Annotated in this window: 14 protein-coding genes; 13 read left to right on the top strand and 1 reads right to left on the bottom strand. The window is 73.4% G+C overall.

The window, feature by feature from the left end:
- The first annotated feature begins 13 nt into the window (after nt 1-13).
- The 3 genes from OG780_RS30350 to OG780_RS30360 all read left to right on the top strand — a co-directional run bounded on the left by OG780_RS30350 (nt 14) and on the right by OG780_RS30360 (nt 3,481).
- Nucleotides 14-1,432, top strand: a complete 1,419-nt coding sequence (locus tag OG780_RS30350) for a PucR family transcriptional regulator (RefSeq protein WP_328453491.1) — start codon at nt 14-16, stop codon at nt 1,430-1,432.
- Nucleotides 1,433-1,590: 158 nt separating this feature from the next.
- The gene (locus OG780_RS30355) at nt 1,591-2,178 is read left to right on the top strand and encodes an ArsR/SmtB family transcription factor (protein ID WP_328453493.1); all 588 of its coding nucleotides are present in this window, start codon (nt 1,591-1,593) and stop codon (nt 2,176-2,178) included.
- Nucleotides 2,179-2,215: 37 nt separating this feature from the next.
- Nucleotides 2,216-3,481: an MFS transporter gene (locus OG780_RS30360; protein ID WP_328453495.1), complete on the top strand. Its 1,266-nt coding sequence runs from the start codon at nt 2,216-2,218 to the stop codon at nt 3,479-3,481.
- A 203-nt stretch (nt 3,482-3,684) separates the two neighbouring features.
- Here the strand turns inward: OG780_RS30360 and OG780_RS30365 are convergent, their stop codons facing one another.
- Nucleotides 3,685-4,320: a TIGR03085 family metal-binding protein gene (locus OG780_RS30365; protein ID WP_328453497.1), complete on the bottom strand. Its 636-nt coding sequence runs from the start codon at nt 4,318-4,320 to the stop codon at nt 3,685-3,687.
- A gap of 142 nt (nt 4,321-4,462) precedes the next feature.
- Between OG780_RS30365 and hisI the strand changes: the two genes are divergently transcribed.
- From hisI to OG780_RS30415, 10 genes are all read left to right on the top strand, one after another.
- Nucleotides 4,463-4,876 (top strand): phosphoribosyl-AMP cyclohydrolase, encoded by a 414-nt coding sequence (gene hisI / locus OG780_RS30370; RefSeq protein WP_328453499.1) that lies wholly within the window; start codon nt 4,463-4,465, stop codon nt 4,874-4,876.
- Between the two features lie 11 nt (nt 4,877-4,887).
- Nucleotides 4,888-6,375, top strand: a complete 1,488-nt coding sequence (locus OG780_RS30375; RefSeq protein WP_328453501.1) for an anthranilate synthase component I — start codon at nt 4,888-4,890, stop codon at nt 6,373-6,375.
- Nucleotides 6,376-6,616: 241 nt separating this feature from the next.
- Nucleotides 6,617-7,270, top strand: a complete 654-nt coding sequence (locus OG780_RS30380; RefSeq protein WP_328453503.1) for a TIGR02234 family membrane protein — start codon at nt 6,617-6,619, stop codon at nt 7,268-7,270.
- A gap of 158 nt (nt 7,271-7,428) precedes the next feature.
- Complete coding sequence (locus OG780_RS30385; RefSeq protein WP_326788346.1) at nt 7,429-7,674, top strand: HGxxPAAW family protein; 246 nt, start codon at nt 7,429-7,431, stop codon at nt 7,672-7,674.
- Nucleotides 7,675-7,767: 93 nt separating this feature from the next.
- Nucleotides 7,768-8,217 carry a DUF2752 domain-containing protein gene (locus tag OG780_RS30390; protein ID WP_328453506.1) on the top strand — a complete coding sequence of 150 codons (450 nt, stop codon included), beginning with the start codon at nt 7,768-7,770 and terminating at the stop codon, nt 8,215-8,217.
- A gap of 164 nt (nt 8,218-8,381) precedes the next feature.
- Nucleotides 8,382-9,191 carry an indole-3-glycerol phosphate synthase TrpC gene (trpC, locus tag OG780_RS30395; RefSeq protein ID WP_326788348.1) on the top strand — a complete coding sequence of 270 codons (810 nt, stop codon included), beginning with the start codon at nt 8,382-8,384 and terminating at the stop codon, nt 9,189-9,191.
- Between the two features lie 7 nt (nt 9,192-9,198).
- Nucleotides 9,199-9,711 (top strand): tryptophan biosynthesis modulator TrpM, encoded by a 513-nt coding sequence (gene trpM, locus OG780_RS30400; RefSeq protein ID WP_328453508.1) that lies wholly within the window; start codon nt 9,199-9,201, stop codon nt 9,709-9,711.
- 221 nt (nt 9,712-9,932) lie between these two features.
- Nucleotides 9,933-11,225 (top strand): tryptophan synthase subunit beta, encoded by a 1,293-nt coding sequence (gene trpB, locus OG780_RS30405; protein WP_328453510.1) that lies wholly within the window; start codon nt 9,933-9,935, stop codon nt 11,223-11,225.
- Complete coding sequence (gene trpA / locus OG780_RS30410) at nt 11,222-12,037, top strand: tryptophan synthase subunit alpha (RefSeq protein WP_328453512.1); 816 nt, start codon at nt 11,222-11,224, stop codon at nt 12,035-12,037. Before trpB ends, trpA begins: the two co-directional genes overlap by 4 nt.
- 176 nt (nt 12,038-12,213) lie before the next feature.
- Nucleotides 12,214-12,990 carry a DsbA family protein gene (locus OG780_RS30415; RefSeq protein ID WP_328453514.1) on the top strand — a complete coding sequence of 259 codons (777 nt, stop codon included), beginning with the start codon at nt 12,214-12,216 and terminating at the stop codon, nt 12,988-12,990.
- Nucleotides 12,991-13,014: the final 24 nt, after the last annotated feature.

Raw genomic sequence — 13,014 nt, forward strand, 5'->3', positions numbered from 1 at the left:
GTGGAGGACAGCGATGCAGCACCTCGTACCCGCCCATGTCCGGTCTCAGCCCGGAACCCGGTCCCCGGTACCGGCCGCCCGCCCGGCCGTCGACGCGGAGGCGCTCGCGGTGCTGCACCGCGCCGCCCGGGCGCTGATGGCGGGGCTGCCCGAACTCGGCGAACGCCTGGTGGACCTCCTGGTGGCGCGCGAACCCGCGTACCGCGCGGCCATGGAGGCGGACGCGGAGAGCGTTCGCGACGAGGTGCGGCGCTCGCTGCGGCTCAACGTCGGATCCCTGATCCAGCCCGGTGAACTGCGCGAGGCCGCCCACCGCTGTTCCTGGGCCATCGGCAGGGCCCGCGCCGAACGCGGCCTTCCGCTGGACGCACTGCTGCGCGCCTTCCGGCTGGGCGGCGGCATGATCTGGCAGGAGCTCGTCGACGAGACGACCCGCCGCCATCCCTCCGACGCCCGTCTGCTCGTGCATGTGGCCGCCGATGTCTGGAACTTCGTCGACGACCACTGCGCCGTGGTCGCCGACGCCTACCGCCAGACCGAGCGCGAGCTGATGTGGCGCCGGGAGAACCGGCTGCGGCTGATGACGGCCGCGCTCCTCGACGGCACCGCCCGGATCGCCGATCTGCCGGCCACGGCCGCCGCCCTGGGGCTTCCCGAACACGGCCGGTACGCGGTGGTGCTGGCCCGCCTGCCGTCCGGCCGCGCGTTCACGGACGTACGCGGCCAGGTGAGCCTCTCCGGCCTGCGGGTCCTCTGGTACCGCGACCGTGACCGGGACAGTGGGGGCAGCTACGGCATCGTCCTGCTCGGCGACCGCCCCCACGACGGGGAGCAGCCCGGCCGCGGCCACGACGGCGGGCTCCTTGGCGCGGGCCACGGGCCGGGCTCCGCTCCGGCGGCCGAGGCGGGTCCCGGCGGCGCGGACGGCCGGGGCGGGGAGCACCCCGGGACGCACGGGCCCGACGTGGACGCCGGGGAGATCGCCCGCCGGCTGACCGCCCCGCCGGTGGCCCGGGTCGGTGTGAGCCCGGTCGTGGAGGGGCTCGCGGCGATCGGCGACGCCCGTCGCCTGGCCGACACGGCACTGCGGGCCTGCCCGCGCGTCGGCGGAACCGTCGTACTGGAGGAGCATCTGCCCGCCGCGCTCGTCGTCTCCGCTCCGGCCCTCGGCGCGGCGCTGTCGGAGCGGGTTCTCGGGCCGCTGCTGCGGCTGGACCTGTCCGACCGGGACATCATGCTGGACACCCTCACGGTCTGGCTCGCCTGCGATGGCTCCGCCCAGCGGGCCGCGGGCCGCCTCTACTGCCACCGCAACACGGTCCTGAACCGGCTGCGCCGCTGCGAACAGCTCACCGGCCGCTCCCTGACCCGGCCCGCGGACGTCGTCGAGCTGTCCCTGGCCCTGGCGGCGCATTCTCTGCTCGATCCGTGACCTGCCCGCCGGGCCGCCTCTCCGCAGGGTCGCCTCTCCGCCGGGCCGACGGCCCGGCGGAGAGGCTCCCGCGCAGCGTTCGCCGCGCCGACCAGACGTGAAAGAAAAGTTGCGCAATTTTAGTTGCGCAACTTTTCTTTCATATCTAGGGTCGGCTCATGGCAAGCAAGGAGAACCGCCGGATCACGGACGTGGGCACGCTCAAAGCCCTCGGACACCCCCTGCGCATGCGCCTGTACCGCGCCCTGCTCGTCGCGGACGCGGCCACCGCTTCCCAGCTGGGTGAGCAGGTCGACGAAGCGCCGTCGCTCGTCAGCTACCACCTGCGCAAGCTCGCCGAGCACGGGCTGATCGAGGAGGCCGAGCCGCGCAGCGGCGACGGCCGCGAGCGGTGGTGGCAGCCGGCGTCCGACGGCGTCAGCGTCCGGGGCGTCGATTTCCGGGACGCGCCCGAGCGGGAGGCGGCCCATCTCGCCTTCACCCGGCTCTACCACGACCAGCGCAGCGACCTGTACCGGCGCTACCTCGACGAACGAGCCGCCTGGCCGACGGAGTGGAACGACGCCGCGGCCGACGCGGAGGCCACGCTGCGGCTGACGGCGGCCCAGCTGAGTGAATTGCGGGACGAGTTGCTCGCCGTCATCAGGAAGTACGACGAGAAGGGCCGCGCGGACGAAGCGGCCGGGGACACCGCAGGGCGCGAGAACGTCGCCCTGCACGTCTACGGATTCCCGTTCCGTGTCTGAACCCGAGAGCACGTCCGCCCCGAAAGGACCCGGCCCCGTGACCGCGACCGTCATACCCGGCCCCGCCCGGACGACCGCGCACGCTCCCGGCAAGGCCGCCCACCGCGACGGCAACGTCCTGCGCTGGCTCGGCGCCTACACCTCGTCGATGATCGGCGACAACGTCTACTACATCGCGTTGTCCTGGGCCGCCGTCCAGGCCGGCAGCCCCTCCCAGGCCGGGCTCGTGATGTCCGTCAGCGCCGTACCGCGGGCCCTGCTGATGCTGGGCGGGGGAGTGGTCGCCGACAGGTTCGGGCCGCGGAAGGTCGTCATCGGCAGTGACGCGGTGCGCTGCGCGACCGTGCTGGCGGTCGCCGCGCTGCTCTTCGCTGCCAGTCCCGGGCTGTGGCTGCTGGCCCTGCTCGCCGTCGTCTTCGGCATCGTCGACGCCGTGTTCATGCCCGCCGTGGGCGCCCTCCCGGCCCGTGTCACCGGACGCGACCAGCTCGCCCGGGTACAGGGCATGCGGGGACTCGCCATCCGCTCCGCCAATGTGCTGGGAGCCCCGCTCGGCGGCCTCGCCGTCGCCCTCGGCGGCGCGGCCACGGCGTTCGCGCTGGCCGGCCTGCTCATCGCCGTGTCGGTGCCGCTGCTGATCTCCGTGCGCATGCGGGAACTGCCCCCGGGCGATGCTGCGGACCCGGCGGACCGCACCGCCTGGCGCGACCTCCTCGACGGGCTGCGCTACATCCGAGGCCACCGCGTCCTCGCCCCGCTCATCGCCGCCATCGCCCTCGGCGACCTCGGCTTCGTGGGACCGCTGAACGTGGGACTGACCCTGCTCGCCGACCGGCGCGACTGGGGCGCGTCCGGGATGGGCTGGGTGCTCGCGGCCTTCGGCGTCGGTGCGGGAGCCGCCGGGCTGCTGCTGACGCTGCGCGGACGGCTGCCGCGCGCGGGGACCGTCGCAGCCGTGGCCATCCTGGGCGGCTCCGTCGCGATCGGCGCGCTCGCCTTCGTGTCCAGCGTCGCCGCGGCCGTCGGTGTCGCCCTCGTCATCGGCCTGCTCGCCGGGCTCAGCGGAGCCCTGTGCGGGGCACTCCTCCAGACCCGGTCCGACCCCGCCTACCTGGGCCGGGTCACTGCCGTCGGCGGGATTGTCAGCCTGGGCCTCGCGCCCCTCAGCATGCCGCTGACCGCCGCCGCGATCGGCTGGTGGGGCACCGGGCCCGTCTTCGTCACCAGCGCCGCCGTGTGCGGCCTCGGTGGCGTCCTCGCCCTGGGCGTACGGGACCTGCGGCGTGCCGAACTCCCCGGTTGACCGGTTGACCGGTTGGCCGACAGGAGGACGGACGGCGGCAGACCACCGGTGGCCGGAAGGTCCCCGAGCCCCGGCGAAGCGGGCCTCGACGGCCGGGCGACGCGGGTCCTGGCGGTCCGGCGACGTGGGCTCCGGCGGTCCGGCGACGCGGGTCCTCGCGGTCAGGTGACGCGGGGCCGGAGCGGGCCGGCGGCCCGGGGTTCTCAGATTCCCAGCTGCCTCGCCTCGTGGAGCTTGGCGACGGCGTCCTTGTCGCCGTCCAGTTCGACGTCCGCCACGCTCTGCCGGCCGAACGCGAACATCAGCAGCTCCGAGGGCTCGCCGGTCACCGTCACCACCGGCGTTCCCTTGTTCAGCACCGTCGTCTGACCGTTCGGGCGGCGCAGGACCACACCCGTCGGAGCGCCGCGGCCCATCAGCCGGGCCGTTCGGTCCAGGCGCGACCACAGGGCCTCCTGGAACACCGCGTCCAGCTCGCGCGGTTTCCAGTCCGGCCGCGCGCGTCGCACGTCCTCGGTGTGGACGTAGAACTCCACCACGTTCGACGCCTCGTCCAACTGCTTCAGGGTGAACGGGGAGAACCGCGGCGGCCCCGTACGGATGAGCCGGATCAACTCCTCGTACGGCTTCTCGGCGAACTCCGCCATCACCCGCCCCAGACGGGGCGCGAGCTGCTTGACGACGAGACCGCCGGCGGCGTCGGGGCGGCGCTCGCGCACCACCACGTGCGCGGCGAGATCCCGGCTGTTCCAGCCCTCGCACAGGGTGGGGGCGTCCGGTCCCACGGCTTCCAACAGATCGGCCAGAAGGAGCCGTTCGCGCTTCGCATGGGTCGACATGTCAGCCAGCCTACGACCGGGCGGTCGCCCCGCCCAGTGGAGAGCGCGGCGCGGCCCGCCGGTCCCGCCTGTGGACGGGCACCGAGGTCCGGCCTGTGGACAACGGCCGGGCGGGACGGTCCGGCGCGGCACAATGGCACCCATGACCAGCACGCCTCCCGCCAGCAGCCTGGACCCCGAGATCGCCGCCCGCCTCAAGCGCAGCGCCGACGGACTCGTCCCCGCCATCGCCCAGCAGTACGACACCGGTGAGGTGCTGATGCTCGGCTGGATGGACGACGAGGCGCTGCACCGCACCCTCACCACGGGCCGCTGCACCTACTGGTCGCGCAGCCGCCAGGAGTACTGGGTCAAGGGCGACACCTCCGGCCACTTCCAGCACGTCAGGTCCGTGGCCCTGGACTGCGACGCCGACACCGTCCTCGTGCGCGTCGACCAGGTGGGCGCCGCCTGCCACACCGGCGCCCGCACCTGCTTCGACGCCGATGTCCTGCTGAAGGACGGCGGCGACAGGACCGAGGACGCCGATTCCGGCGCACCGGCCGGGAATCAGTAAGGTCAGCCGTCATGGACCTCGAGACGTTCCGCAAGCTGGCCACCGACCGCCGTGTCGTCCCCGTCAGCCGCAAACTGCTCGCGGACGGCGACACGCCGGTCGCGCTCTACCGCAAACTGGCCGCCGAGCGCCCCGGCACGTTCCTGCTCGAATCCGCCGAGAACGGCCGCACCTCCCTGTCCTGGTCCCGCTACTCCTTCGTGGGCGTCCGCTCCGCCGCGACCCTCACCGAGCGGGACGGACAGGCGCACTGGCTCGGCACCCCGCCTGTCGGCGTCCCCGTGGACGGCGACCCGCTCGCGGCCCTGCGCGCCACCATCGAGGCGCTGCACACCCCGCAGGGCGAGGGACTGCCCCCGTTCACCGGCGGCATGGTCGGCTATCTGGGCTACGACATCGTGCGCCGCCTGGAGAAGATCGGCCCCGGAGAGCGGGACGACCTGAAGCTGCCCGAGCTGACCATGCTGCTCACCAGCGACCTGGCAGTCCTGGACCACTGGGACGGCTCCGTCCAGCTGATCGCCAACGCGATCAACCACAACGACCTGGACACCGGCGTCGACGAGGCGTACGCGGACGCCGTCGCCCGCCTCGACGCCATGGAGGCCGACCTCTCGCGGGCGGTGTCCCAGCCGCCCGCGGCGCTCCCGCCCTCCGAACTCCCCGAGTACACCGCGCTCTGGGGCGGCCCCGACTTCCAGGACGCCGTCGAGGACATCAAGGAGCGCATCCGGGCCGGCGAGGCCTTCCAGGTCGTCCCCTCCCAGCGCTTCGAAACCCCCTGCACGGCCAGCGCGTTGGACGTCTACCGCGTCCTGCGGGCGACCAACCCCTCGCCGTACATGTACCTGTTCCGCTTCGACGGCTTCGACGTCGTCGGCTCCTCCCCGGAAGCCCTGGTCAAGGTCGAGGGCGGACAGGCCATGGTGCACCCCATCGCGGGCACCCGGCCGCGCGGCGCGACCGTCCAGGACGACCAGGCCCTCGCCGACGAGCTGCTCGCCGACCCCAAGGAGCGCGCCGAGCACCTCATGCTCGTCGACCTGGGACGCAACGACCTCGGACGGGTCTGCGAGCCCGGCTCCGTCGAGGTCGTCGACTTCATGTCCATCGAGCGGTACTCGCACGTGATGCACATCGTCTCCACCGTGACCGGCCGGGTCGCCGCGGGCCGTACGGCCTTCGACGTGCTCACCGCCTGCTTCCCCGCCGGAACCCTCTCCGGCGCGCCCAAGCCGCGCGCGATGCAGATCATCGACGAACTGGAGCCGTCCCGGCGCGGGTTGTACGGCGGCTGCGTCGGCTACCTCGACTTCGCCGGCGACTCCGACACCGCCATCGCCATCCGTACGGCCCTGCTGCGCGACGGCACGGCCTACGTCCAGGCCGGCGCCGGCATCGTCGCCGACTCGGTCCCGGCGTCGGAGGACGACGAGTGCCGCAACAAGGCGGCGGCGGTGCTGCGCGCCGTCCACACCGCGAACCGCCTCGGGAATTAGCACGACCGGCCGCCCCGGGTACCAGGGGTTGCCGGACGGCCCCGGGCGGTGGCACGACGGGCGCGTGCGGGGCCGGCCGGGGCCACCGGACCGGCTCGCGCGGTCCGGTGACGGGCAGTTGGAGCAACGCCCGGCGTACGGCCAGGGCCCGTCCGGAGCCGTACGACTCGTGCGAACCGCGCCCGAATAGGACGAGGCTCACGTAACCCCGGATGACGGTTCGCCCGGGGTTCAGGCGATAGTGGGGTCTGTGACTGCTGTACCTCACCCCCGATCCGAAGCCGCGGGACCCGCCCGGTCCGGCCGCCGCAGCCTTGCCGTGACCCTCCTGAGCGGCGCGCTCGGCGCGGCCGTGGCCCTGCTGTCCACCCGGCAGAGCTGGGCGACGGGGACCGCGACCGTGGCCGGCGGAGCCTTCCCGCTGACCGCCAAGGGCAGCGACGTCACGGGTGTGCCCGCGGCGCTCGCGATAGTCGGCCTCGCCGCGCTCGTCGCCGTCTTCGCCGTCCGCCGCTCCGGCCGCCTCCTGGTCTCCGCGCTGCTCGCGCTCTCCGGCGCCGGCATCGTCGTCGCCTCCGTCCTCGGCGCGGACGACAGCTCCGCCCTCGACGAGCGGGCCGCCGCCGCCTCCGGCAACACCGCCGCCACCGCGGCCGGGATCGGCCACACCGTCTGGCCGTACGTGACCGCGGCGGCCGGCGCGCTCATCCTGCTGGCCGGGCTGCTCGCGCTGCGCCACGGCCGCTCGTGGCCCGCCATGTCCGGCCGCTACGAGCGGGACGGCAGGCCCCGGCCCCGCAAGGCCAAGCCGGTCGACCCGGACCGCCCCGAGGACCTCTGGAAGGCACTCGACCGCGGCGAGGACCCCACCGGCCCCGACCCGGCCGGGACTTAGGTCCGTAGTCCGGGGGTCCTGTGCCCCGGGTCCTTCGCCGTGACCCGGCAGGACCGGCACGCGAGGAGTGACCCCCCGCTCACGGCGGACCCGTGCGTACGGGACAATGGGCGGTGAGTGTCCGACTCACACACGCATACAGCAACGAGGAGCAAGTCATGGCGGGCAGCAGCCACGGTCACACCCCGGCCGCCTGGACCGGTGTCATCATCGCCTTCATCGGTTTCTGCGTCGCGGGTGCCTTCATGGTCAAGGCCGAACCGCTGGGCTTCTGGGCCGGCATGGTCGTCGTCGTCCTCGGCGGTGTCGTAGGCATGCTCATGCGGAGCATGGGCCTCGGCCAGCCGAAGGCCGCCCCGCACCCCGCGAACACGGCGCGCTCGACCGTGGGCGCCGACGCCTGACCCACTGAGGCTGTACGGAAGGCGGCCCCGGCACACCTGCCGGGGCCGCCTTCCGCGTACCCGGGCGAGCGCCCGGCCCGCGCGGGAGGCAGAATGCGTCGCGTGAACGCCGAAACCCGGAGGGTGACGCGGACCGGGCCGGATGCGGGCGCGGCGCGGCGGCTGGCCGTTCCCGGCGGGCTGCTCGCGGCCGTCGCCGGTGCCTTCGCGTACGTCGGGGCCGTCGACCCCAATCAGCCCGGCCACTACCCCGTCTGCCCGCTGCTACGCCTCACGGGCCTGTACTGCCCCGGCTGCGGCGGTCTGCGCAGCGCGCACGCCTTCGTGCACGGGGACCTCGCCACGGCGCTCACGGACAACGCGCTCGCCGTCGGCGGCTACCTGGCGTTCGCGGTGCTGTGGGCCGTCTGGGTGATCCGTGTGGTGCGCGGACACCCGGCGCGGCTCGATCCCGGACCGGTCCACCTGTGGAGCCTGGGCGCGTTGACGCTGGTCTTCACCGTGGTCCGGAACCTGCCGTCCGGTGGCTGGCTGCACCCTTGATCAAATGACAAATGTCCAGGTAATGGGACCGGCGTCAACCGGATGCGAGGGCTACGCCATCCTCCGGATACCATCGCAGTGACCCGACTTATCCGTCAGAGACGGTTGCACCCGGGTCCGCCCGACCGCTTCAACCGTCCACCGCAGGGAAGGGGGCCGCTCGCGTGAGTGTGCTCGACGAGATCATCGACGGAGTCCGTGCCGACCTCGCGGAGCGGCAGGCGCGCGTCAGCCTCGACGAGCTCAAGGAGCGCGCGGCGAAGGCTCCTGCGGCCAAGGACGGCGTGGCCGCCCTGCGCGGCGACGGCGTCAAGGTCATCTGCGAGGTCAAGCGGTCCAGCCCGTCCAAGGGCGCGCTCGCCGCGATCGCCGACCCCGCCGCCCTGGCCGCCGACTACGAGGCCGGTGGCGCGGCCGTCATCTCCGTCCTCACCGAACAGCGCCGCTTCGGCGGTTCGCTCGCCGACCTGGAGGCCGTCCGCGCCCGCGTGGACATCCCGGTGCTGCGCAAGGACTTCATCGTCACGTCGTACCAGCTGTGGGAGGCCCGCGCCTACGGCGCCGACCTGGCCCTGCTCATCGTCGCGGCCCTCGAACAGCCCGCCCTGGAGTCCCTCATCGAGCGCGCCGAGTCCATCGGGCTCACGCCGCTGGTCGAGGTGCACGACGAGGACGAGGTCGAGCGCGCGGTGGACGCCGGCGCCAAGATCATCGGTGTCAACGCGCGCGACCTGAAGACGCTGAAGGTCGACCGCACGACCTTCGAGCGGGTCGCCCCCGAGATCCCGGACCACCTCGTCAAGATCGCGGAGTCCGGTGTCCGCGGCCCCCACGACCTCATCGCGTACGCCAACGCGGGCGCCGACGCGGTCCTGGTCGGCGAGTCCCTCGTCACCGGCCGCGACCCGAAGACCGCCGTCTCCGACCTGGTGGCCGCGGGCGCCCACCCCGCCCTGCGGCACGGACGGGACTGACCTGCCGGTGTCCGCCCCGATCCTCGCCCCCGCCGTACCCCGTCCGGGCCAGTGCCCGGACGGCGTACCGGCGCGCGCGGGGTCGGCCGCTCCGGCTCCGGCCGGCGCGTTCCCGCGGGCGCGGGCCGGAGCCTCCGGGCCCGGGGCGGAGGCCGAGGGCCCGATGGCGCCCGTCGAGCACCACCCGCTCCCCGGGGACCCGTACGGGCGCCTGTGCGTGCCCTCCGCCGCCGTGCTCCCGGTGCCTTCGGCGGCCCGTGACCCCTACGCCCGTCTCGCCCGCGGCTGCCGGCCGCGCGGCTGCCGTGCACCGGCACGCCGCGTGCACGGGCGCCGGGTCCGTTACGTCATCGGCGACGAGCCGGGTCAGGTCAACGGCATGCGATGGCCCGAGCGCGTACGCGCGCTCACGCTCTCCCCGGTCCGGTCCACCTCACGGGTGCGTCGGACCGAGTCCACCGGACCGGTGGGCCGGGCCGTATCCACCGCACACGTGGACCGGGCCGGGTCCACGGCATAGGCGGACCGGGCCGCATCCACCCCGCACAAGGGACCGAGCCGGAATCCGGCACACCCCGGTCCTCGCGACGGTACGTCCGTCGGGTGCGCGGCCGGACCCGCGGCAGGGCGGGCGGAGTCACCGGCCGAACGCGCCGGTGACGACGGAGCGCGGGTACGTCCGGCTTCCGTGACCCCTGTCCGATCCCGTAACCGGGGCTGTCGCCCCTGTGAGGTGTCCGCATGCCCAGCGAGTTCTTCATTCCCGACCCCGACGGTCAAGTCCCCAGTGCCGAGGGCTACTTCGGCGCGTACGGCGGCAAGTTCATCCCGGAGGCGCTGGTCGCCGCCGTGGACGAGGTCGCCGTCGAGTACGACAAGGCGAAGGCCGACCCCGAGTTCGCCCGCGAGCTCGACGACCTGCTCGTCCACTACACCGGACGCCCGAGCTCCCTCACCGAGGTGCCGCGCTTCGCCGAACACGCCGGCGGCGCGAGGATCTTCCTCAAGCGCGAGGACCTCAACCACACCGGCTCGCACAAGATCAACAACGTGCTCGGCCAGGCCCTGCTCACCCGGCGGATGGGCAAGACCCGGGTCATCGCGGAGACCGGCGCCGGCCAGCACGGCGTCGCCACGGCCACCGCCTGCGCGCTCTTCGGCCTCGAATGCACCATCTACATGGGCGAGATCGACACCCAGCGACAGGCGCTGAACGTGGCCCGGATGCGCATGCTCGGCGCCGAGGTCATCGCCGTGAAGTCCGGCTCCCGCACCCTGAAGGACGCCATCAACGAGGCGTTCCGCGACTGGGTCGCCAACGTCGACCACACCCACTACCTCTTCGGCACCGTCGCCGGCCCGCACCCCTTCCCGGCCATGGTCCGCGACTTCCACCGCGTCATCGGCGTGGAGGCCCGCCGGCAGATCCTGGAGCGCGCCGGACGGCTGCCCGACGCCGCCGTCGCCTGCGTCGGCGGCGGCTCCAACGCCATCGGCCTCTTCCACGCCTTCATCCCCGACAGCGGCGTACGCCTGATCGGCTGCGAGCCCGCCGGGCACGGCGTGGAGACCGGCGAGCACGCGGCGACCCTGACCGCCGGCGAGCCCGGCATCCTGCACGGATCACGGTCGTACGTCCTCCAGGACGAGGAGGGCCAGATCACCGAGCCCTACTCGATCTCGGCCGGACTCGACTACCCGGGCATCGGCCCCGAGCACTCCTACCTCAAGGACAGCGGCCGGGGCGAGTACCGCGCGGTCACCGACGACGCGGCGATGCAGGCCCTGCGGCTGCTCTCCCGCACCGAGGGCATCATCCCGGCCATCGAGAGCGCCCACGCGCTCGCCGGGGCCCTGGAGGTCGGCAAGGAACTGGGCAAGGACGGGCTGATCGTCGTCAACCTCTCCGGGCGCGGCGACAAGGACATGGACACGGCCGCCCGCTACTTCGGCCTCTACGACAACGGCGTCGACGCGGTCGTCGCCGCGGACGCCGACAGCGAGAACGCCGAGATCGAGGGGGACGCCAAGTGAGCGGCAACATCGAGCTGTTGAGCGACACCCTCGCCGGCGCCAGGGCGGAGGGACGGTCCGCCCTCATCGCGTACCTGCCGGCCGGCTTCCCGACCGTCGACGGCGGCATCGCGGCAGTCAAGGCCGTCTTCGACGGCGGCGCCGACGTCGTCGAGGTCGGACTGCCGCACAGCGACCCCGTCCTCGACGGCCCCGTCATCCAGACCGCCGACGACATCGCCCTGCGCGGCGGCGTCAGGATCGCGGACGTGATGCGGACCGTCCGGGAGGCCTTCGAGGCCACCGGCAAGCCCGTCCTCGTGATGACGTACTGGAACCCGATCGACCGCTACGGCGTCGAGCGCTTCACGGCCGAGCTCGCCGAGGCGGGCGGCGCGGGCTGCATCCTGCCCGACCTGCCCGTCCAGGAGTCGGCCCTGTGGAGGGAGCACGCCGAGAAGCACGGCCTCGCGACCGTCTTCGTCGTCGCGCCCAGCAGCAAGGACGCCAGGCTCGCCGAGATCACCGCGGCCGGCAGCGGCTTCGTGTACGCGGCCTCGCTGATGGGGGTCACCGGAACCCGGGCGTCGGTCGGCCACCAGGCCCAGGACCTGGTGGCGCGTACGAAGGCCACCACCGAGCTGCCCGTCTGCGTCGGCCTCGGCGTCTCCAACGCCGAGCAGGCCGCCGAGGTGGCCGGCTTCGCCGACGGCGTGATCGTCGGCTCGGCGTTCGTGAAGCGGATGCTGGACGCCCCGGACGAGGCGGCCGGCCTCGAAGCCGTACGGGAGCTCGCGGCCGACCTCGCGAAGGGTGTGCGCACGACGGCGTGACGCGACGGAGCGGATCCGCGCGGATCCGCCCGGTCACGTCCGCGCGGACGCGATCGGGCGGACCCACTCCGTGCAGGACTGGGGCGATCCGTGTGTAACGGACAATCCGCTCACCCGAACGGGTGGACCTTGGACCGGGGGGGCGCGCTGCGCCTCCCCGGTTCGTTCTGCCGGATGTGAGCGAGAAGAACCGTGACGGAAAGCGCAACGCCCGCGAGCGGCTGGCGGTCGAGCGAGAGAAGCAGAAGGCCGCGGACAAGCGCCGGCGGGCGCTGATCGTGGGGGCGTCGGTGATCTGCGTCCTCGGCCTGGCGGCCGTGATCGGCGTGGTGGCCGCCAACTCGGGCAAGGACAAGAAGAGCGACACGTCGGGTCCGGTCGTGTCGCCCTCGGGCGCCACCGGCAAGGACAGTCTCGCGATCCCCGTCGGCAAGGACGGCGCCAAGTCGACCCTCACGGTGTGGGAGGACTTCCGCTGCCCGGCCTGCCAGGCCTTCGAGGCGGCGTACCGCCCGACGATCAAGGAGCTGACCGACTCGGGGCAGCTGAAGGCCGAGTACCACCTCGTCACCCTGATCGACGGGAACATGGGCGGCAGCGGCTCCCTCAGGGCCGCCAACGCCGCGGCGTGCGCCCAGGACGCCGGCAAGTTCCGCGAGTACCACGACGTGCTGTACGACAACCAGCCCAAGGAGACCGACGACGCCTTCGCCGACAACGCCAAGCTCATCGAGCTCGCCGGCAAGGTCGACGGCCTGGACACCCCGGCCTTCCGCGCCTGCGTCAACGACGGCACCCACGACAGCTGGGTCCATAAGTCGCACGCCGCATTCCAGGCCGGCGGATTCTCGGGCACCCCGACGGTGCTCCTGGGCGGCAAGAACATCTACGCGGACCAGTCGATGACCCCCGCCAAGCTCAAGCAGATGGTGCAGGACGCCAACAAGGGCTGAGCCGCTTCCGCGTGCTCCGGTGCC

This window comes from Streptomyces sp. NBC_00386 (assembly GCF_036063235.1).
Lineage (GTDB): Bacteria > Actinomycetota > Actinomycetes > Streptomycetales > Streptomycetaceae > Streptomyces.

What these genes read in the sequence shown, in the direction of transcription:
- OG780_RS30350 (WP_328453491.1), top strand. Translation starts at nt 14, where the DNA reads ATGCAGCACCTCGTACCCGCCCATGTCCGGTCTCAGCCCGGAACCCGG.
- OG780_RS30355 (WP_328453493.1), top strand. Translation starts at nt 1,591, where the DNA reads ATGGCAAGCAAGGAGAACCGCCGGATCACGGACGTGGGCACGCTCAAA.
- OG780_RS30365 (WP_328453497.1), bottom strand. Translation starts at nt 4,320, where the DNA reads ATGTCGACCCATGCGAAGCGCGAACGGCTCCTTCTGGCCGATCTGTTG.
- hisI (WP_328453499.1), top strand. Translation starts at nt 4,463, where the DNA reads ATGACCAGCACGCCTCCCGCCAGCAGCCTGGACCCCGAGATCGCCGCC.
- OG780_RS30375 (WP_328453501.1), top strand. Translation starts at nt 4,888, where the DNA reads ATGGACCTCGAGACGTTCCGCAAGCTGGCCACCGACCGCCGTGTCGTC.
- OG780_RS30385 (WP_326788346.1), top strand. Translation starts at nt 7,429, where the DNA reads ATGGCGGGCAGCAGCCACGGTCACACCCCGGCCGCCTGGACCGGTGTC.
- OG780_RS30390 (WP_328453506.1), top strand. Translation starts at nt 7,768, where the DNA reads ATGCGTCGCGTGAACGCCGAAACCCGGAGGGTGACGCGGACCGGGCCG.
- trpB (WP_328453510.1), top strand. Translation starts at nt 9,933, where the DNA reads ATGCCCAGCGAGTTCTTCATTCCCGACCCCGACGGTCAAGTCCCCAGT.